Below are 18910 nucleotides of genomic sequence, written 5' to 3'. Positions count from 1 at the left end.
GTTGATGGGAAAACGGGGGGGGGTGCAGGGATTATTTGCTGAGGACAACCACGGTGGCGCCGTCAGGATTGACCGGGCCGAGCGTGTAGCCGCTGGCCAGGGAAACATATTTGACGAAGGTGCCGATGATGCCTCGGCATGGTTCCTTGCATTCGAGGGCGGCCGGGACGTCGGGTGTCCGGTTCCGGAAAGTGTAGGGAAGCCCCGAGCTGCCGACCTTCCACCCGGCCACTTTGAACGCGGCGAACGTTGTCAGTCCGTAGATAGCGTTGGTTCCGGTTCCGGTCACTGAATTGAAGATCGGCAGCAAAACGATGACGTCCTTGCCGGCGTTCATTTCCGCTGCCCAGCCGTTCAGCGTGGCCTCGCAATTTGGCGGCGCATTGTTGCCGGTATCTCCGCCGGCGGTGCTCTTTGCGATATCGATGAAGGCGCCGCACTCGCCGGTATCCTGCTTAAGGCCCCCGAAGCCGCCCTCTACGAATGCACCCGATGGCCCGTAATTGCAGTCTAGGTTGGCGTTTTTTCCATGCAACCGGAGCAATTGCATGATGTTCGTGCTGTTGCGAACCTGGCAAACTGACACGGTGATCGGAAAGGGAGAGCTCCCCTTTTCGGGGCTGCCCCACACCACTGTTGAAGGGGCATTGACTTCGGCTGAGTTCATGCCCAGCACACGGGCGAAGAAGAGCGAAACTTCGTTGGGGGATTTGCCCTTCTCCTGGGCGCCGGCCGTTACGGTGACTTTGCGATTGGCCGTATCAAGAATAATGGACTTGATGTTGCTACGGCCGTCGTTGGCATTTGAGTTGGCAAGGCTTGCGGCCAGCGTGGAAGTGTTGGAGCAGTCTGCATCGCTCGAGCTGGGGGCACTCTTGGCGCACTTTTGGGCAACGGCCAGGGCTGCTGCGTCTGCTCCGTTTCTGAGCTGGGTACGTTCGGCGTAGAGCATCCCGACGTCCACGGCTATGGCGCCGAAGCCGAGGAGCACCACCAGCAAGATGGCCACGATCACGCTCACCGCGCCGCGTTCGCCGTCGTGCTTGTTGTTCTGTTGCCCGGTCCGGGGTGTCAGCCGCCGCACAGCATGGCCCCTTTACTGGTCATGGCGAACGGGCCGGCGATGCCGGTCATCGTTTTGAGCGTGTAAGTGATGGTGACGGTGATCTGCGGGCTTGACCCCGCGGCGGCGACGGCCGGACACGGCGTCCCGAAGGTGATGTCTGTGTCCTTCAACGCTGGACTAAGGGACACCGCCGTTGTCCTCGCTGCGTTTTTGGCGACGTCCTGTTTGCCAGTGATCGCCATGACGCGGACCCCCTCGCGGGCGGCGGCGGAGAGGGAGGCCTGGGCGTTGTAGGCCCGGCTGAACTCCATGATGCCTAGGAGCAACATGACGAGGACAGGCGCCAGGATCGCAAACTCGACCGCAACGGCTCCGCGCTCGGATGCCCTGGACATGGTGGCGCCTTTCCGTTCAGGCCAATAGGGGTGGTGACAGCCAAAGTGGCGGCGGCTTGGATGCCGCCGCCACTTGGTTGGGTGACGTGCCGTGGCACGTCAGAGGTAGGGGAGGGGGTTACGGGGCGCAGGTTCCGCCAGCTGCCGTGGTGGTGGTCTGCGCGACGGCGGTCCACGTGCCACCGCCAACCTGGCACTTCACTTGTTCGAACATCGTGTTCAGCGTCCCGCCCAAGAGGCCGACAGCGACTATGATGACGACGGCGATGAGGCCAACCATGATGCCGTATTCGACGGCGGTGGCGCCCTTTTCGTCGCTGCGAAGGCGGATCATGAGGTTGGTGTAAAGAGAAAGCATGGGGACTCCTGAGCGAGTTTGGGTGGCTGGTCCTGCACCAGCTCTGCCAAAAAAGTAGCAACCATTTACCAGCTCCCGGAGCGATCTTTGAGCATCCTGCGCCAAGCCTGCAACTCTTGCACTCTGCAAGCGGAAAGCCTGCGTTTTCGCTGCGTCTCTGGTGCGAAATCGCGCACGCAAAAGTACTCCCTCAGCCTGTTGAGCTGAGGGAGTACGGATTCCGTGAGTGTGCGTTTCGATTCCCCAGGAAGGCCCTGAACGAGCACTCACACGCGCTCAGGGCCTTCGCCCGGTGCGAGATCCTGCCCCTCGCTGCCGGGTGGCAACGGACTCCTCGGTTCTGGGTGCCAAGGAGGCCGGGTCTGTGTGGCCAGGGCTCCGATCGTTGGAAGGCCCTAGCTAAACGCCTTGATGATGTTGATTGCGGCCGGCCCAAGGATCACGATGAAGAGGACCGGGAAGATGCAAAGCAGCAAGGGAAACAGTACCTTGACCGGAAGCTTCATGGCCTTCTCTTCTGCCCGCTGGCGCCGCTTGATTCTGGATTGCTTGGCCTGCAGCCGGAGGACCTTTGCTATTCCAATGCCATACTTGTCGGCCTGGACCACGGCCCGGACGAAGCTGCGGAGCTCCTGTACAGAAGACCGTGCCGCCAGCGCCGCGTACGCCTCCTGCCGAGGGCGTCCAACCTGGATGTCCTGGAGTGTCCGGACTAACTCCTGGGCCAGTGCACCTTTGCCATTTTGTCCGGCGCGGGCCATGGCTGCCTCAAAACCCAGTCCTGCTTCGACTGAGATGAGCATCTGATCGAGAGTGTTGGGCAGTTCCATTTCGATTTCCTGCTGGCGCTTGATTCCCTTGTTGTAGATCAGCAGGTCCGGGAGAAAATAAAAGAATGCGGTGATTGCCAATCCCAAGGCAAACGTCTGAGGCGACGGGCTATTGCCGAAGAGCAGCAGTCCCAACATGGCGCCGCCAAGCGCGAGACTGGGCTTGGCAACAATTAGCCTGTCTAGCGGCATGGACGCTGGTCTTCCGGCCAGAGACAGCCAGCGGTCGAGCTTTCCGACGTATCCGGTTGGAGTCAATCTCTTCGCTGCACCCAGCAGGGCCGGGGTCCGCTGAATGACGGGTTTTCCATTGACTGTGAATCCCTGGCCCAGGTTCGTTTGGACTGCAACCTGCCCTCTCCGATCAATCGACACCAGCGTCCACGCGAGGAATGTAACTGGCAAAATAATCAACGCAATGAGCGAAAACACCATGATGCTCATCTGGATGCCCCCTAAAACTTGATTTTCACAATGCGGCTAAGCCAGAAGCCGCCGACGATGAACATGATGATGCTGGCCACCATCAGGATGATCCCGACAATGTGCTCGACGAAGACGTTGAGGTATCCAGGGTTGATGACTCCGAGGAAAACAGCGACGCCTAGCGGAAGAGCCATCAGGATGTACGCCGACATCTTTCCCTCGGCGCTCAGCGATCGGATCTGGCCCTTGATGTCGCTTCGCTCGCGAATGGTTCCCGCCACTTGTTCCAGGACTTCGGCCAGATCCCCGCCGACTTCCCGGTTGATTTGGACAGCCTGGGCAATCCAGCGGAAGTCTTCACTGTCCATGCGGTCAGCAGCGTCCTCGATCGCCACTCGGGCGTCCTTTCCAATCTTGGTCTCGTTGACGATGCGGGCAAGTTCCTCCGAAGTAGGTGCATCGGCTTCCTGCGACGCCGCTTCGATCGAACGCATGACGCTGTGTCCGACACGGAGTCCGCCAATGAGCATCTGGATGGTGTCTGTCAGTTGGGCTTCGAACTTTCCGCGGCGCTTATCCGTGAGGATATTGAGGACCAGCTTGGTGACAAACGGCACAGCTGCCGCAACGAGGAATCCGACTAGGATGTGCGTCAGAAACCATGCGAACACCCCTGCGAAGAGGGAAGCTATGCCGACTGCAACGGTGAAGTCAGCCGGCGCCATTTTGACTCCGGCGTTGTAAAGCACCGCCCGGTTGTTGGGCCCGCCCGATTCGCCGATAACTCCGTCCACGGCGGTTACGGCTGATTTCGCGAAGCGGCTAACTGTGGATGTTTCGGCCGCGGAGGAGAGGCGTCGGCGCTCCACAGGGATGGCACCGTACCGGGGCTTGAGCACCACAAGGAAGACCACCACCAATGCCGCGAGACATAGGCAGATGGCAAACGCGAGAACTGCTGGCGAGTCCATGGCTATCGCCTCCCTGAAGGCACCGTCGCGGCACCGAAGACGCCGGGGGATACCGCGATGCCCTGGTCAGCGAAGCGATCCAGGAACCGCGGACGGATTCCAGTGGGAACAGGTTTGCCAAGGAACCTGCCCTGGGCATCCATTCCCGCGGAATAGTCGAAGACGAAGGCATCCTGGAGCGTTACGATTTCTCCCTCCATGCCCTGGACTTCGGTGACATGAGTGACCCGGCGGCTGCCGTCGCGCAGACGGGTCACCTGGATGATCAGGTCAACGGCTGAGGCTATCTGCTCGCGGATGGCGCGCAATGGGAGGTCCATCCCGGCCATGAGGACTAGTGTTTCCAGCCGGGCAACCGCGTCGCGTGGGGTGTTAGCGTGAACCGTTGACAGCGAACCATCATGGCCGGTGTTCATAGCCTGCAGCATGTCCAGCGATTCGCCGCCGCGGACTTCGCCTACGATGATGCGGTCGGGACGCATACGGAGCGAGTTTCTAAGAAGTTCGCGAATGGTAACTGCGCCCTTGCCCTCGATATTCGGTGGCCGGCTTTCCAAGCGGACCACATGGTCCTGCTGTAGCTGTAGTTCCACGGCGTCCTCGATGGTGACGATGCGATCCTCTTCAGGAATGAAGGAGGACAGCACATTGAGCAGAGTCGTTTTACCTGTACCCGTACCGCCGGAAACGATGATGTTCAGGCGCGCACGTACACAGGCGCTGAGCAGTTCCGCCATTTCCGGAGTCATGGAGCCCCAATCGATGAGGTTCTGGACTGTCAGAGGCACGTGGCTGAACTTGCGAATGGTGAGCGATGGCCCGTTCACGGCCAAGGGAGGGATGATCGCATTGACACGCGAGCCGTCCTCCAGTCTTGCGTCCACCAGTGGAGACGATTCGTCGATGCGGCGGCCCACTTTGGAGACGATACGCTCGATTACCTTCCGCAAGTGATCATCCGAGCTGAACTGCGATCCGGTCAGCGACAGATGTCCGTGGCGCTCGACGTAGATCTGGTCGCAACGATTGACCATGATTTCGGTGACGGCCGGATCCTCCAGTAGCCGCTGGAGCGGGCCCAGGCCCATGACTTCGTCGGCAACGTCACGGATGAGGCGGCGTCGTTCTTCCGGCGTGAGTGGAACCTGCTCTTGATCGATCACCGCCGATAGTTCCTCAACGGCGCTCGCGCGGAGTTCTTCTTCGGACGAGGACGACGTGTCTCCGAAACGCGTTCCCATACGTTCAAACAATGCGAGTGCAGCGCGCTGTTTGAGCCCAGCCAACGCGTCGACGACAGGGACAACCGGGCCGCCTCCGAGTGACGGAGCCGTGGCAGGGACGGCCGGGGCACCGGCGGCGACCGGCGACGTGAATGGCAGCGGCGAAACCAAACCTGCCACAGGGACCTCCCCGATTGTTCCGTTGGGAGGCTGCGGGGCACCGTCACTTTGCGTCCTGGACAGACGATCTGAAAGTTTCATGAGACAACCACCCGTCGGTGCAGTTTGTTGTGATTAGTGGAAACCCACTGGGGATCAAAGCGGTCCACCAGTTTCTTAAGGCCTTTGGAAGCTGAGTCTCTGGAGGTGCTCTGCAGAACGGGAATTCCACGGTTCGTCGAGTACGGCAAAGTCCGGGATCGTGGAATCACTGCGTCTATCGGGACCCCAATGGTCGCTTCAACATCCTGCACTGAGAGCCCGCTCTTGCGGTCCGCGAAATTAAGGACGGTATGCCGGCCTTGCGGTAGCAATTGGAGCTCTTTCAAGACAGTGAAACACTTGCGCAGGCCGCGGACGCTGGGAACATCCATGCCACAGACCCACACCCCGTCTGTGGCCAACTCGAGAGTTGCAAGGACGTGTTCTCCGAGACCTGGTGCAGTGTCGACAACTACGTATTTGAACTCGCTCGCCAGCTGATTAAGCAGACGGCTGACGTGATCAGCTGTGATGTAGTCAGATTCGGACGGCGTGCGGGGGGCGCACAGTGCGTAGATGCCCGCTGGATGGACCGTCAGAAAGGCCTTCAGGACCATTGAATCCTGCGATGCGGCGCCGTGCACAGCCTCCGTGATGGAGTGTTCGGGTTCGAGCAGCAATCCTGACGCCACGTCTCCGAACTGAAGGTCCAGATCTACGATAACCACGCTCATGGGCGCAACCTTTCCCAAACCAATGGCCAGGTTCGTTGCGACTGTGGTCTTCCCAACGCCGCCCTTGGGCGACATGACTGCTATGACACGCCCACGGTCCTGGTCAGGTTCGGCTGCGGGGCCCATTCCTCTTCGCCGGCTGGCTGCGGCGAGACACGCCCGCTCCAGGAGCACTCGGAGGTCGTTGACCTCGATTTCTGGCGTGACCACATCGCGGATCCCCGAGTGCATCGCCTTCAAGACCAAATCTGGGCTGGGCTCCGCAACAAGTAGGAGACTGATCTCCGGGTACTGGAGATCGAAGACCGTGGCCAGTTTCAACGCGGCTTCAGCTGTTACGCCGGGCCCGAGGATCAGCACCTCGGGCGGTGCACCGTTGAGCTGCTTGAACACATCGTCCGGACCTCCGGAAAGGACGTCCGGCGTCAGAGTTTGCAGTTCTCCGCTTAATGCGCTAGCAATGGCCTGCCGAACGCGACCCTCGAAGTCACGAACTGCCGTGATAGCTACAAAGCGGCTCATTAGTACAGCCCACCGAATGTCGTGACCGGCGGAGTCGACTTAGCCGTGCTGTCGGTCTGCTTTGCGAGCCACATGGTGCCAAATTCAGCTCCAAACACCATCTTGGCTGCATCGGCGTCACTACGGGCGACGGTGACGAAGGCCGAACCATTCGGCATCGCCACAGTCTTGTCTGTCGAACCGGAGCTCGTGTCCTTGGTTTCCGGTGCCGCCTTCTGAACAGCTGTCACCAGGACATCGTGGAAGAGCAGGCCAGTCGACTGCTTCCAACCTTTAACCTCGGCAGGAACATTGGCGTTGGCAGGCATTTCGTCTTCTGATTTGAAGGACGTGTATACGGTGACCTTGTCGCCAGCTTCAAGCCGGCCGCCCAGGATCCGCTCAGGTGCCAGAAGGAACGTGACCTCGCCCAGGCCCTTGGGAACCGGAACAGTTCCGGGCAACAAGTCCCGCGGGTCCACGAGCCTGGCTGCGAGAAGTTGTTCGCCCGGTTCCAAGGCAACGGAAGTAATCTTGCCTGATTGTTCATTGAGTCGGTCGAGGGCACCTTCCGGTACTGCCGACTGCGGCATCGACTCAAGCTGAACTTTGCCGTTGAGGTCTTCGGCCTTTGTTCCAGCGGGAACAGATTCCTTAACGACTAGCACATTGACGGGATCGAGCCCTTGCAGCGCCCGGTTGTCAGCTCCTTGTACGTACACGACCAGTAGTACGGTTCCGGTGATTGCCAACAACAGTGCTGCAATGCCTCCCAGTAGGCGTGATTTCACTTTGATTCTCCTTCTTGGTGTTAAGTGCGCCCGTTCCGCGGTTAGAACGGTCTGCGTCTACTGCGTGAGTGCAACTACGCTTGCTCCGTAGTTGGGTTGCCCGTTGTTCGATAAGGTGAATTCGTCGAGCGAAACAAAACGGGCAAAGAAGCCCTGAAGGCCTCGACAATTGCCGTTACAAGCCGGTGCGGCGGGATCCAGAATGCCGCCAGTCCCACTGAACTTGTAGCCGGTTACCTGGAAGGCTCCGAAACCGATCAAGGAGTAGACGGCATTGCTTCCGTTCCCGGTGGCCGAACTGAACAGTGGGATGAGCACAGGCTCGTCCATGATCGTGGCGAGCACGGAGTCGCAGGCCGGATCGTTGGGGAAGTGATTTCCCGGCTGGCCGTTGATGGTCGCGCCGATGTTAATGTTCGTGGAGCAACCAGTGTTGGTCACGAGCCAACCAAAGCCGCCAGGCTGGTAGCCATTTTGGGCGGCGCAACCCGGCAGGGCTGTGACATTGGTGTCGTAACGCAGCAGTATGTGAGTGGGCGTTGGGTCTCCCGTAAAGGTTCCGGTCGAGTTCAAGGATGCAAGTTGTGTGGGCGAGAGGTACTTCTTGAAGACGCACTCACTGACGGTCCAGGGCAACGTTGTCCCTTTTGACGGGGTTCCCCAAACTGCCTCGGCGGTCGCGCCAACATTGGCGGACTGGAAGCCCATGACGCGGGCAAAGAAAAGCGAAAATCCATCCGTTGAAGAGCCTGCCGCTCGAGCCTTCGTGACCACCCGAACTGTTGTCGAGTTTGGGAAGGAGACGGTGGCCCCGCTCGTGCTGTCGTTTGCATTGTTGTTGGCGTAGGTTGAGCCAGTCACCGACGGGGTTCCGCAGGCTCCCTTGGCACAGTCGCCGGCGATTGCCAGGGCGGCGGCGTCGGCTCCGTTCTGAAGCTGAGCCTTCTCTGCATACATCGCGCCCACATCAACAGCTAGGGCGGCACAACCCATCAGTACGACGAGGAGGATGGCCACGATAATTGAGGCCGCACCACGCTCGTTGCCTTTGACTGTCCCGGTCGCCCGGTGCCGTCCTTTGCTCTGGGCTCTTAACCGCCGCATCGCATTACTCCTACTCCAGACATGGACAGTGGAAAGATCACAGGCTGGCCAAAGAAGCCGGCGTCAAGGAAGCCGGTCATTGAGTGCAGGGTCACCTTGGTGGTCACTTTGACGCTTCCCCCCGGGGCGCAACTGCTTGCGTTGTCCGTAACCGTGACCGTTAGCCCTGATAGGGAAGGAGCGGCTCCGAGTGCGGCCCCCGAAACGTTGAGGCTTGCGTCGTCGTAGTGGATGGCTGCGTACCTGGCCCCTTCGCGGGCCGCCTGGGTCAGTGAGACCTGAACATTAAGCACTCGGCCGAATTCGATGATGCCGATAAGAATTAGTAGCAGCAGCGGGAGAACGATCGCCATCTCAACGGCCACTGCGCCGCGCTCTTTCCGTTTTGACTTCAAGACCGTCTCCCCAAACCTTTTGTTAGAGCGGTGGATAGTTCCTGATAAGTGGAATGGGCCCTGGCGGCGGTTGTGCCACCGCCAGAGCCCACTGGCTTCGACAATTGCTAAAGAGCTGTCGAAACAGAAGTGAAAAGGTCTGCGACCTTCGGGCCCAGGACTATGACTGCGGCCATTACGATCACGGCAATAAAGGCGACCATAATGCCGTACTCCACCATCGTGGCGCCCTTTTCGTCTTGCAGCTTGCCCTTTGCCGTGTGTAGAACGGCCGTGATTGTTGCGACGAATGAGTTCATGACTTGCTCCTTGTGTGAGACCAAGATTTGTTACCTTAGGACCCGGCCACTCGAAGAGTTCCCCAGCCGGCGGAAGAAGTGGCTCGCTGCGGCGGCCGGGAAGGCCACCGCAGCCAAGGAGCCTAGATGGCGGTCGAAACAGACGTGAAGAGGCCGGCGATCTTCGGGCCGAGGATGATGACTGCAGCCATCACCAAGACTGCGATGAAGGCGACCATGATGCCGTACTCAACCATCGTGGCGCCCTTCTCTTCGCGAGTGAGTCGGTTCTTGACGCCGGCGATAAAGGCAACCATGGAGACCAGTGCAGAGTTCATTTTGTGTTCCTTTAGTGAGTGCTGAATTGGCTTCGAATTCCCAACTCCCCCGAGAAGGTGTTGCTGGAACTTCGATGCACTAAGGAATACAGGAGTCACAAATAGCCACACAATGAGTGGATGTACTCGTCTTTTTGACACCAGAATCGGCCGTCTACTTGGTGTTACAGCCCTTTATCCCGGCCGCCCACGTGCGCGACTACTTGGTGTACTCGGAAACGGTTACTGAGGGAACACGGAGGGCAGGAGAATCCGCCCGATCTCGGCACCCCACAGCACTGCCAGGACACAGCCGGCGAACATGGACGGCCCGAAGGGTACTGACGTCTTCCGCCCCGCAAATCCGCTTGTAACAAGGAGCACACTGGTCACAGCGCCCACAATGAAACCAAGAGCGATACCCAGTATCAAATGCCCCACCGAGAGGTACCCCAAGTACAAACCAAGTGGTGCTGAGAGCTTCACGTCCCCCATCCCCATTCCGCGGGGAGAAATTAGGGCCAAAATCAGGTAAATCACGAAAGTTACGACGCATCCGATGGCTGCTACCAGCAGGTTGCCCCACCGCTGGTTCGTGCCGGCGTCCAAGAGGAGCAGCAAGAGTCCGATTCCGAGCGTGAGAACCACCATCTTGTTGGGCAATAACTTGTGCTCGAGGTCAACCCGGGAGAGCACAAGACCAGCTGCGCAGAGAAATAGGAAGGCCGGAAGCGCCCAGGACCAGCCGAACCGCCACGCCATCGCCCCAAACAGCGCTGCCGTGGCCACAGAGCCGGCAACAGCATGCCAGCGGACGTGCCTCAGCTCGATGCCGGGGAGCAACCGCCGCGTGACTGCAAGGGCACTGGGTGCTGCGGCGAGGCCCGAAAGGGCGCAGGCAGTGACCAGCAAAGCAACCGGGGGCATTTCAGTCAATGGGGCACCTAAGCTTGAAGTTGTATCGCCCGACCTGGCATCAGGACCGGCGCAGGCTGGCTACATAGAGCCTATTTTGACCAGCGGCCTCTGTACCCGCTATTCTTGATAGTCGTTGTGCGTGTCCTTTCTCGATGATGCGTGCCCGCTGAGAATCCGGTTGCAGGATAACTACTCCTCGGGCATATTCGAGACTTCTGGACCACTGGATTCATAGAGCCCTCACCTCTGTTCCGGTAGCGCATAGATAGTAGGTGCACACCCTTACGTGACACCTAAACAAGAACGCCAGAACAAGAACGAGGCAAACACCGTGCGTACGTACACCCCGAAGCCCGGCGATATCAACCGCCAGTGGCACGTCATTGACGCCACCGACGTTGTCCTTGGTCGTCTCGCCAGCCAGACCGCAATCCTGCTGCGCGGCAAGCACAAGGCCACCTTTGCTCCCCACATGGACATGGGCGACTTCGTCATCATCATCAACGCCGAGAAGGTTGCGCTGACCGGCGCCAAGCTCGAACAGAAGCGCGCTTACCGCCACTCCGGCTACCCGGGCGGCCTGACCTCGGTCAACTACGCGGAGCTGCTGGAATCCAACCCGGTTCGCGCCGTGGAGAAAGCCATCAAGGGCATGCTCCCGAAGAACTCCCTCGCTGCACAGCAGCTGGGCAAGCTGAAGGTTTACCGCGGTGCAGAGCACCCGCACGCCGCCCAGCAGCCCAAGACTTTCGAAATTTCCCAGGTCGCCCAGTAGTCCTGGCCACCAAACAACTTATCTATACAAGGAGAACCGTGGCTCAGAACGAAGAGACCACCGAAGCCGTTGAGGCAGAGGAAACCCTGACCAGCTACACCTCGGAAAGCGGAGCTGCTGAAGCTGCTGCGCCGAAGAAGGAGCGCCCGGCACTGACCGTTGCCGGCGCAGCTGTTGGCCGCCGCAAAGAAGCCGTTGCACGCGTTCGCGTTGTGCCCGGCTCCGGCAAGTGGATCATCAACGGCCGCGAGCTGGCGAACTACTTCCCGAACAAGCTGCACCAGCAGGACGTCAACGAGCCCTTCAAGATCCTCGATCTTGACGGCGCTTACGACGTCATTGCCCGCATCCACGGCGGTGGCCCCTCCGGCCAGGCCGGTGCACTGCGCCTCGGCATCGCCCGTTCGCTGAACGAGATCGACGTCGAGAACAACCGCGCCACCCTGAAGAAGGCCGGCTACCTCACCCGTGACGCACGCGTCATCGAGCGTAAGAAGGCCGGTCTTAAGAAGGCCCGCAAGGCTCAGCAGTACTCCAAGCGCTAAATCCGCTTACCGGAAGCCCGTCCCGCAATTTGGTGGGGCGGGCTTCCGCTGTTTCAGGCGTCCTCGGGAGGCCCGGACAAATCAAAAAGTTCCGTATCCCCGTACAATTGTGGCTTGTAGTTTTCGCGCACCCAAGTTGATATTTCATTGGCAAAGCCAGCCTCCGCGGAAATGTCTGTGCCATCCCGGTGCGATATGAAGTACTTTAGTTGTCCTGAGGAAATGAACTCCTGGAATTGCTCGAGAGTAGGAAACGGCGTCCCACCATTGAAGCCTCCTACCGGAAGGACTGGCAACGACGCCGCCAACTGGTAGTTTCCGGCATTGATCGCTCCGGGCGCCGCAGCAGCCCATCTGTGTCGGGACGCATGTAATTTCAGCTCGGAAACGACTGCAGGCTCGGCCGCGTGGCCAAGCGCAGAACCTCGAAGCGCCCTGCTGCTTGTCTCTGGCCACTGACTTGGGTCAGGCGAATCCAGAACCGTTGGGCTGCCGGGCAACGTGGCCGATGGCAACGCACCCGTATGCCGGGCCTGAACTGCAGAAACCGTGAAGGCTATCGGTCCGACGAAACAAACGATCGCTGCTGTAACTGCAGTGAACCGGCTGATTCTGCGCTTGCGAATGCGGAAAACCATGAGCTCGCAGCCGATCAGGCTAGCCACTACGACCAGGATCCCAAGTGCCGGCCCTGCTCCTGCGCCATTGATCAAGTAGCCAAAAGCGAATACAGCTGCAGCGAGCACGGATGCGGCCATGGCAAGACGGAACTGTAACCACCTCCGGGCTGGCCATACGAGCTGCCAACCAACAGCCACAAGAACGGCGATGGGTGGGGCAATGGTGACGAGGTAATAGGGGTGAATGACGCCGTTCATGAAACTGAATGTGGCGGCGTAGGTAAGGAACCAGCCGCCTGCCAAAAGAACCAGCGCTCGTCGCGGGTCAGAACGAACGGCGCGCCGAAGCAGGACCAAGGAGCAAAGAAGGGCCGTTAGGGCGATTGGAATGAGCCATGAGCCCTGCGAACCAAAGGACGGATACACCAGGAGCCTAAGTGCCCCTGGCCTGAGTAGTTCGTTCCCCGCGGTCCCGCCTGCACCGGCACCAAGAATGCGTCCAAGACCATTCTGGCGGAGCAAGACCTCCACAAAGCTATTGCCAAATGAGCCGCCAGCATAGGGCCTATCAGCGGCTCGTGTGCTTTCGGCGATTGCAACCCAGGAGCCCGCAACAAGAACGACTACCAAAAATGCCGTTGCTAGCTGGACTATGCGCTTCCTCATGCGGCCGGGGCCAGCATACATAAACACGAGCCCTAGTGTTGGCAATAACAGGAGGGCTTGGGCCGATTTGGCTAGGAAGCCAATCCCGATAGCGACAGCCGCTAGGAGAATCCACCGCCACCGTCCGTCTTCAGCTGCCCGAAGTGTAAGGTAGACGGCCAACGTCAGCAGGAATGTCAGCAGGGCATCCGGATTGTTGTAGCGGAACATGATTGCCGCCGCCGGTGTTAGGAGGAGGACAACGCCAGAAAGAAGTGCGGTGTTGGCTTTGAAGTGCCGCCTGACAATCAAGTATGTCAGCGCCACCGTTCCGATGCCCATTAGGGCCTGCGGGACGAGCAGGCTCCACGACGACAAACCAAACAGCCTGACTGACAGGGACGCCACCCAGATGCTCCCTGGCAGCTTATCCACGGTGATGCCATTGCCGCCATCAGATGAACCAAAGAAAAACGCCGTCCAGTTGGACGCCCCGGCCTGTGCTGCCGCAGCATAGTAGCCATTGCCCCAACCGTTCAGCGGCAGATTCCATAGATATAGTGCAGCAGCTACCAAGAGCAAGGTTGAAAACCATGCGGTTTCACGACGACTCACGGCCCCCACCTTCTGTGTCGGCGACTCGCGCCTGCTTTGTCTTCTCATGGTGAACATACAGCAGACAGCGCCAGTGTGGGCGAGTGAACGCAGATGTGGCCACAATGCAAGGAGTTACTCGTGAGAGAACCGAACAGACGCTGGCTCGTCTAAACTTGACCCGATGTCTAGATTATTTGGAACAGATGGTGTCCGGGGCCTGGCAAACGGCCTGCTCACAGCAGAGCTGGCGATGCAGTTGGCGCAAGCGGCCGCCGTCGTCCTCGGCCATAAACGCAGCACAGACGGCGCCCGCCCGCGCGCCGTAGTGGCCCGCGACCCGCGTGCCAGCGGTGAGTTCATCTCGGCAGCCGTCTCGGCGGGACTGTCCAGTTCAGGCATCGACGTCTACGATGCCGGCGTCCTCCCCACTCCTGCCGCCGCCTACCTGGTGGCCGACCTCAACGCCGACTTCGGCGTCATGATCTCCGCCTCCCACAATCCGGCCCCGGACAACGGCATCAAATTCTTCGCCAGGGGCGGGCAGAAGCTCCCTGACGAGGTGGAAGATGCCATCGAGGCGCAGATGGGCAAAGATCCTGTCAGACCCACAGGCGGCGACGTAGGCCGAATCCAGACCTTCTCAGACGCCGAGGACCGCTACATCGTCCACCTGCTCGGGACCCTGCCGCACCGCCTGGACGGGCTGAAGGTGGTCCTCGATTGCGCCCACGGTGCCGCCAGCGGCTGTTCACCGCAGCTCTTCAACGACGCCGGTGCCGAGATCGTGGTCATCGGCGCTGAGCCCGATGGCCTGAACATCAACGACGGCGTGGGCTCAACCCACCTCGGCGCCCTCCAGAAGGCCGTAGTGGAACACGGCGCCGACCTGGGCATCGCCCACGACGGCGACGCCGACCGCTGCCTTGCCATCGACCACGAAGGCAACGAGGTGGACGGTGACCAGATCATGGCCATCCTCGCCCTGGCGCTGAAGAAATCCGGCAAGCTCAAGGACAACGTCCTGGTGGCCACCGTCATGAGCAACCTCGGCCTGAAGATCGCCCTCCGCAACGCCGGCATCACGATCCGCGAGACTGCGGTGGGGGACCGCTACGTTCTTGAGGAAATGCGCGACGGCGGCTACAACCTCGGCGGCGAACAGTCCGGCCACGTAATCTTCGCTGACCACGCCACCACCGGCGACGGCCTCCTGACCGGCCTGCAGCTGGCCGCCCAGGTGGCACTCACGGGCAAGTCATTGAAAGAACTCGCTACGGTGATGACCAAGCTTCCGCAGGTTCTCATCAACGTCCGCGGCGTCGATCGTACGCGCGTCACTGGCACCGAATCCCTCGCAGCGGCCGTGGCCGCCGCTGAAGAGGAACTTGGCGACACGGGACGCATCCTACTGCGCCCATCAGGTACTGAGCCGGTTGTACGGGTCATGGTCGAAGCGGGCGACGAGGCAACTGCTGAATCAATCGCCGAGCGCCTAGCTCAGGTGGTCCGCACGGAACTTGCGCTCTAGACCTGGTTACGGACTAGCGAACTGACACTACCTTTTACGAACTGGTCAGCTTTCTGCGAGAGGGTGCGCACCAGCATTCCAACCGTCAAGCACTGAACGATCGAGGCTAGCCACCATGGCCAGAGGTAGTGAAGGCCAGCGAAATACATGTAATACACGACCAAGCCGGTTGCGGCAAACAGCATGGGAACGATGAACAGCTTCTTATGTCCCACGAGAAGCAAGGACGTTACCTCGGCGGCGAAGAAATAGCGCTCATGCATCTGGGGGAGCAAAAGCGGGCAAACGGCCAGCACTGTAACCGCTAGAAGGACCTGCCGTTCAGCGGAATCCGGCCCCCGCCAGTACGCGTATGCCGTCAACAAAAGGACGGAACCACAGATCGCGAGCGCCGGAAGCCTGCCCTCGGAGGCTGAAACAGTGAAGAACCAGGAATAGATATTGGCGGCACCAACCCATAGGTCACCGTCCTGGGTCTGGTTGATGTAGACACCCAATGTACTGCTCAATGAACGACCGAATAACACCGGAGGTATGCTCAACAGCGCCCATACCCCGGCGGCTTGGAGTGGGAGCGCGAGGCTGTAACGATTTCGGAAGGAAATGAGCACCAACGCTGGTAGGAAAAAAACAGCTTGGAGCTTGAATGAAACGGCAACTGCCCACCACAACCAGGCGCCTCGGCCGTCATCCTTCAGTGTTCTCCACATAGCCAGTAGCAGGAACGAGGTGTAGATGGAATCGCTTTGGCCCCACATGCTGGCGTTGAGTAGCACGGTCGGAAGGAAAAGCGCGAGCAAGGCCGCCGTTGCGGGACGAAGCCTCGCAGGCCGGAACTGCCGGACAAGAACGCCGACCGATAGGGCGAGGAGGCAGTCCCCAAGTAAGGAAACCAACTTGATTGCGAACAGGGGTTCCAAAGGGAGCATGCTGGCCAGGAACATCAAGAACAGATAGGGAAAATTGTAGTTGGAGAATTCTCCACCTAATGCCGAGGCACCGTGTTCTCGGAACTCTGACATCCAAGGCAACAGGGAAATGGTGGAATCGTCGCTGACATATGGAAAAAGACAAAACCTGATTACCAAGGCAATGGCGCCTATGAACCAAAGGTAGTAGTGCGGGATTCGCGGGACGACCGGAGTGACTATCGTTTGCTGAATGATTTTAAATTCCCCCATTCCGCAATTATTCGAGCCGTGCCGTTGCCGTGTCAATGGAGCGGCGTAGACCTCTGAACCCGGGGCCGCACCGTCTAAAAAGTGGTCCGCCCCAGTCGGAGACGGACCACTTTTTCGTTGCACTCAGGAGCTAAGCCCGTGTGCTGCCGCTCCGGAGTGAGTCGCGGATTTCAGTGAGGAGGGCGATTTGTGGGTCCTCGGCGGCCTCTTCCTTGACCTCGGTACCAATTCCGAGCCTGCGGTTGCGGCGTTCGATCATGTGGTTCATCGGCAGGACGACCACGAAATAGATGGAAGCGCCGACGAGCAGGAACGAAATGACGGAGGAGATGACGGAGCCATACATGAACCCTTCCCACTGCATGTCCTCAATGCCCTTGGCATTGAACAGGCGGCCGATCAGCGGGGTCAGCAACCCTTCAACGATTGAGGTCACGACGGCGCTGAAAGCCGCACCCATGACCACGGCCACGGCAAGGTCTACGACGTTGCCCTTCATGATGAAATTCTTAAATCCGGTCAACATGCGACCCAGACTAGCGCGGCCCTGTGAACACGATGTGACTGCAGGGTAATTTCGCAGAGCCGTGTCGGCTGTCAACCCGAGTGCGAAGCAGCCCTAGAGATACCCCGGCGCCGCTTCCAGTCCGAAGTACTCCTCCAGCGTCGCAATGCCCTTGGCTGACATGTCCGCTGCCGCCTCCACGCCGATGAACCGCAAGTGCCAGGATTCGTAGTAGTAACCCGTGACCTCGTGGGACATCCACGGATACCGCACCACGAAACCAAAGCGGTGCGCGTTGGCCTTGGCCCACACCGCCGCCGGCTGTTCGGCGAAACACGGCTGGAAGCTGCACGCCCCGCCGCCGTCGCCGATGTCAAAGGCCCAGCCGGTCTGGTGTTCCGAGAAGCCCGGCCTGGCCGAGGCCGTGTCCGCTTCTGCCTGCCCGCGGGACGCCACATAGCTGTTGTACGTCGCCACCTGTGTGCCGTAGGAGCGGTAGCCGCTCGCCAGGGTCATGGTGACGCCGTCGCCGGCCGCCGCGGCGAACATCTGCTCCGCGGCGGCCGCCGTCGTGCTGTTCAGCTGGGCTGCCTCGCCGGAAACTGCCAGAGCGATGTTCGGCTGGACGAGGTCCGCCGGGACATAGTCGGCGGGGGAGAGCGGGCGGTGCTTGTTGACTACCAGCCACGGACTGGCGGGGTCCGTCAGGGAATGCTGTTGAGCCAGGCCGGCCGCAGGCGAAGTGGGCGTCGGTGCGGAGGTGGGAACCGCCGGCGGCGTCGTGCCCGGTTCCGTGACCGTGGGGGACGTCGCCGGCCCTGCAGTCGACGGCGCTACCGCCTGCGAGGCGGAGGCGGACGTTGCAGACGCGGAGGACGACGACGGCGGCCGGGTCCCGGCGTCGGGCGTGCAGGCTGCCAGGGCGGTCAGTCCTGCGCCTGCGGCCAGGAACCTGGCGACGGACCGCCTGCTCGGCGCCGCGGCGGCGACAGCGGGGGAACAGTTGTGGCACACGTGTGCTAGACCTTCCGCAGCAGCATGCGGCGGATCGAATGATCTGCTTCCTTGGTGAGCACCAGTTGTGCCCGGCCCCGCGTGGGGAGCACGTTTTCCTCGAGGTTGGGCTCGTTGATGCGCTTCCAGATATCGCGGGCGGTGCTTTCGGCTTCCTCATCGGACAGAGTGGCATAGCGGTGGAAGTAGGACTCCGGCTGGGCAAAGGCGGTGGTGCGCAGTTTGCGGAACCGGTCCACATACCATTCCTCGATGTAGGAGGTCTTGGCGTCCACATAGATGGAGAAATCGAAGAAATCGCTCAGCGCCAGCCCCTGCTTGCCGTCGTGGCGGGGACGGGCCGGGGCCAGGACGTTCAGCCCCTCCACGATCAGCACGTCGGGCCGGCGGACCACCACTTCCTTGCCCGGCACGATGTCGTACGTGACGTGGGAGTACCACGGCGCCCGGACCTCTTCCGCGCCGCCCTTGATCTCACTCACAAAGCGGAGGAGTGCGCGGCGGTCATACGACTCCGGAAAACCCTTCCGCTCCAGGAGGTGCCGGCGCTTGAGCTCGGCCAGGGGATACAGGAAACCGTCAGTGGTAATGAGCTCCACGTTGGGCGTGCCGGGCCAGCGGCGGAGCATCTCGCGGAGCACGCGGGCGATGGTGGACTTGCCCACAGCTACGGAACCGGCCACGCCGATCACAAAGGGCGTGCGCTGCGTCTGTTCGCCGAGGAACGTGGTGGTGGCTGCGTGCAGCTGGCCCGCAGCCTCCACATAGAGGTGAAGCAGCCGGGAGAGCGGCAAATAGACTTCGCGGACTTCCTTCATGTCCAGCGGATCGCCGAGCCCTCTGAGACGGACCACGTCCTCTTCGTTCAGAGGCTGTTCCATCTGGGCTGCGAGCCGGGACCAGGTCTGCCTGTCCAGCTCCACGAACGGGGAGACACCCTCTCCATTCGCTTCATTGCGTTGCAAAGTCACGTTAGAGATTCTGCCCTCCGC

Annotated in this window: 21 protein-coding genes; 3 read left to right on the top strand and 18 right to left on the bottom strand. The window is 60.4% G+C overall.

Annotated elements, in window-relative coordinates:
- Nucleotides 1-31: 31 nt before the first annotated feature.
- The 13 genes from JOE41_RS04685 to JOE41_RS04625 all read right to left on the bottom strand — a co-directional run bounded on the left by JOE41_RS04685 (nt 32) and on the right by JOE41_RS04625 (nt 10517).
- Nucleotides 32-1084 (bottom strand): pilus assembly protein TadG-related protein, encoded by a 1053-nt coding sequence (locus tag JOE41_RS04685; RefSeq protein ID WP_209751170.1) that lies wholly within the window; start codon nt 1082-1084, stop codon nt 32-34.
- Nucleotides 1072-1461: a TadE/TadG family type IV pilus assembly protein gene (locus JOE41_RS04680; protein WP_209751168.1), complete on the bottom strand. Its 390-nt coding sequence runs from the start codon at nt 1459-1461 to the stop codon at nt 1072-1074. Before JOE41_RS04680 ends, JOE41_RS04685 begins: the two co-directional genes overlap by 13 nt.
- Nucleotides 1462-1579: 118 nt before the next feature.
- Entirely contained in the window at nt 1580-1819 is a 240-nt protein-coding gene (locus JOE41_RS04675) for a Flp family type IVb pilin (RefSeq protein ID WP_209751166.1), read from the bottom strand.
- Nucleotides 1820-2214: 395 nt separating this feature from the next.
- Nucleotides 2215-3093, bottom strand: coding sequence for a type II secretion system F family protein (locus tag JOE41_RS04670; protein WP_209751164.1), 879 nt, complete (start codon nt 3091-3093; stop codon nt 2215-2217).
- An 11-nt stretch (nt 3094-3104) separates the two neighbouring features.
- On the bottom strand, nt 3105-4046 hold the full coding sequence (locus JOE41_RS04665) for a type II secretion system F family protein (protein ID WP_209751162.1): 942 nt from the start codon (nt 4044-4046) through the stop codon (nt 3105-3107).
- A 2-nt stretch (nt 4047-4048) separates the two neighbouring features.
- Complete coding sequence (locus tag JOE41_RS04660) at nt 4049-5530, bottom strand: CpaF family protein (protein ID WP_209751160.1); 1482 nt, start codon at nt 5528-5530, stop codon at nt 4049-4051.
- Entirely contained in the window at nt 5527-6726 is a 1200-nt protein-coding gene (locus tag JOE41_RS04655) for an AAA family ATPase (protein ID WP_209751158.1), read from the bottom strand. Before JOE41_RS04655 ends, JOE41_RS04660 begins: the two co-directional genes overlap by 4 nt.
- Nucleotides 6726-7460 carry a Flp pilus assembly protein CpaB gene (locus JOE41_RS04650; protein ID WP_245200627.1) on the bottom strand — a complete coding sequence of 245 codons (735 nt, stop codon included), beginning with the start codon at nt 7458-7460 and terminating at the stop codon, nt 6726-6728. The genes JOE41_RS04655 and JOE41_RS04650 overlap by 1 nt, the downstream gene beginning before the upstream one ends.
- 93 nt (nt 7461-7553) lie before the next feature.
- Nucleotides 7554-8600, bottom strand: coding sequence for a Tad domain-containing protein (locus JOE41_RS04645; RefSeq protein WP_209751154.1), 1047 nt, complete (start codon nt 8598-8600; stop codon nt 7554-7556).
- Entirely contained in the window at nt 8588-8995 is a 408-nt protein-coding gene (locus JOE41_RS04640; RefSeq protein WP_209751152.1) for a TadE/TadG family type IV pilus assembly protein, read from the bottom strand. Before JOE41_RS04640 ends, JOE41_RS04645 begins: the two co-directional genes overlap by 13 nt.
- A 107-nt stretch (nt 8996-9102) precedes the next feature.
- Nucleotides 9103-9294, bottom strand: coding sequence for a Flp family type IVb pilin (locus JOE41_RS04635; protein WP_209751150.1), 192 nt, complete (start codon nt 9292-9294; stop codon nt 9103-9105).
- Nucleotides 9295-9416: 122 nt separating this feature from the next.
- Nucleotides 9417-9611: a Flp family type IVb pilin gene (locus tag JOE41_RS04630; RefSeq protein WP_209751148.1), complete on the bottom strand. Its 195-nt coding sequence runs from the start codon at nt 9609-9611 to the stop codon at nt 9417-9419.
- A gap of 222 nt (nt 9612-9833) precedes the next feature.
- Complete coding sequence (locus JOE41_RS04625; protein WP_245200931.1) at nt 9834-10517, bottom strand: A24 family peptidase; 684 nt, start codon at nt 10515-10517, stop codon at nt 9834-9836.
- A 322-nt stretch (nt 10518-10839) separates the two neighbouring features.
- Here JOE41_RS04625 and rplM point away from each other — a divergent pair, with 322 nt between their 5' ends.
- Together rplM and rpsI are read left to right on the top strand one after the other, a co-directional pair.
- Nucleotides 10840-11283 (top strand): 50S ribosomal protein L13, encoded by a 444-nt coding sequence (gene rplM / locus JOE41_RS04620; protein ID WP_011692756.1) that lies wholly within the window; start codon nt 10840-10842, stop codon nt 11281-11283.
- A gap of 38 nt (nt 11284-11321) precedes the next feature.
- Complete coding sequence (gene rpsI, locus JOE41_RS04615; RefSeq protein WP_043482963.1) at nt 11322-11828, top strand: 30S ribosomal protein S9; 507 nt, start codon at nt 11322-11324, stop codon at nt 11826-11828.
- A 53-nt stretch (nt 11829-11881) separates the two neighbouring features.
- On the opposite strand, the gene JOE41_RS04610 is transcribed toward rpsI, so the two are convergent.
- Nucleotides 11882-13708: a glycosyltransferase family 39 protein gene (locus JOE41_RS04610; protein ID WP_209751143.1), complete on the bottom strand. Its 1827-nt coding sequence runs from the start codon at nt 13706-13708 to the stop codon at nt 11882-11884.
- 163 nt (nt 13709-13871) lie between these two features.
- On the opposite strand from JOE41_RS04610, the gene glmM reads away from it, so the two are divergent.
- Nucleotides 13872-15218 carry a phosphoglucosamine mutase gene (gene glmM / locus JOE41_RS04605; protein WP_209751141.1) on the top strand — a complete coding sequence of 449 codons (1347 nt, stop codon included), beginning with the start codon at nt 13872-13874 and terminating at the stop codon, nt 15216-15218.
- On the opposite strand, the gene JOE41_RS04600 is transcribed toward glmM, so the two are convergent.
- The 4 genes from JOE41_RS04600 to coaA form a co-directional block, all read right to left on the bottom strand.
- Nucleotides 15215-16399: a hypothetical protein gene (locus tag JOE41_RS04600; protein WP_209751139.1), complete on the bottom strand. Its 1185-nt coding sequence runs from the start codon at nt 16397-16399 to the stop codon at nt 15215-15217. The genes glmM and JOE41_RS04600 overlap by 4 nt on opposite strands.
- A 130-nt stretch (nt 16400-16529) precedes the next feature.
- The gene (mscL, locus tag JOE41_RS04595) at nt 16530-16925 is read right to left on the bottom strand and encodes a large conductance mechanosensitive channel protein MscL (RefSeq protein ID WP_043429950.1); all 396 of its coding nucleotides are present in this window, start codon (nt 16923-16925) and stop codon (nt 16530-16532) included.
- Between the two features lie 93 nt (nt 16926-17018).
- A complete protein-coding gene (locus JOE41_RS04590; protein WP_209751137.1) occupies nt 17019-17918 on the bottom strand; it encodes a D-alanyl-D-alanine carboxypeptidase family protein in 900 nt (299 codons plus the stop codon).
- 5 nt (nt 17919-17923) lie between these two features.
- The gene (gene coaA, locus JOE41_RS04585) at nt 17924-18898 is read right to left on the bottom strand and encodes a type I pantothenate kinase (protein ID WP_197024893.1); all 975 of its coding nucleotides are present in this window, start codon (nt 18896-18898) and stop codon (nt 17924-17926) included.
- Between the last annotated feature and the right edge of the window lie 12 nt (nt 18899-18910).

The sequence above is a fragment of the Arthrobacter sp. PvP103 genome (assembly GCF_017833075.1).
In the GTDB taxonomy this organism is placed as follows: domain Bacteria; phylum Actinomycetota; class Actinomycetes; order Actinomycetales; family Micrococcaceae; genus Arthrobacter.
The sequence above is the reverse complement of the archived record's forward strand: the minus strand, read 5'-3'. Positions and strand labels throughout refer to the sequence as shown.

What these genes read in the sequence shown, in the direction of transcription:
- JOE41_RS04680 (WP_209751168.1), bottom strand. Translation starts at nt 1,461, where the DNA reads ATGTCCAGGGCATCCGAGCGCGGAGCCGTTGCGGTCGAGTTTGCGATC.
- JOE41_RS04675 (WP_209751166.1), bottom strand. Translation starts at nt 1,819, where the DNA reads ATGCTTTCTCTTTACACCAACCTCATGATCCGCCTTCGCAGCGACGAA.
- JOE41_RS04670 (WP_209751164.1), bottom strand. Translation starts at nt 3,093, where the DNA reads ATGAGCATCATGGTGTTTTCGCTCATTGCGTTGATTATTTTGCCAGTT.
- JOE41_RS04665 (WP_209751162.1), bottom strand. Translation starts at nt 4,046, where the DNA reads ATGGACTCGCCAGCAGTTCTCGCGTTTGCCATCTGCCTATGTCTCGCG.
- JOE41_RS04660 (WP_209751160.1), bottom strand. Translation starts at nt 5,530, where the DNA reads ATGAAACTTTCAGATCGTCTGTCCAGGACGCAAAGTGACGGTGCCCCG.
- JOE41_RS04655 (WP_209751158.1), bottom strand. Translation starts at nt 6,726, where the DNA reads ATGAGCCGCTTTGTAGCTATCACGGCAGTTCGTGACTTCGAGGGTCGC.
- JOE41_RS04645 (WP_209751154.1), bottom strand. Translation starts at nt 8,600, where the DNA reads ATGCGGCGGTTAAGAGCCCAGAGCAAAGGACGGCACCGGGCGACCGGG.
- JOE41_RS04635 (WP_209751150.1), bottom strand. Translation starts at nt 9,294, where the DNA reads ATGAACTCATTCGTCGCAACAATCACGGCCGTTCTACACACGGCAAAG.
- JOE41_RS04630 (WP_209751148.1), bottom strand. Translation starts at nt 9,611, where the DNA reads ATGAACTCTGCACTGGTCTCCATGGTTGCCTTTATCGCCGGCGTCAAG.
- JOE41_RS04625 (WP_245200931.1), bottom strand. Translation starts at nt 10,517, where the DNA reads ATGCCCCCGGTTGCTTTGCTGGTCACTGCCTGCGCCCTTTCGGGCCTC.
- glmM (WP_209751141.1), top strand. Translation starts at nt 13,872, where the DNA reads ATGTCTAGATTATTTGGAACAGATGGTGTCCGGGGCCTGGCAAACGGC.
- JOE41_RS04600 (WP_209751139.1), bottom strand. Translation starts at nt 16,399, where the DNA reads ATGGGGGAATTTAAAATCATTCAGCAAACGATAGTCACTCCGGTCGTC.
- mscL (WP_043429950.1), bottom strand. Translation starts at nt 16,925, where the DNA reads ATGTTGACCGGATTTAAGAATTTCATCATGAAGGGCAACGTCGTAGAC.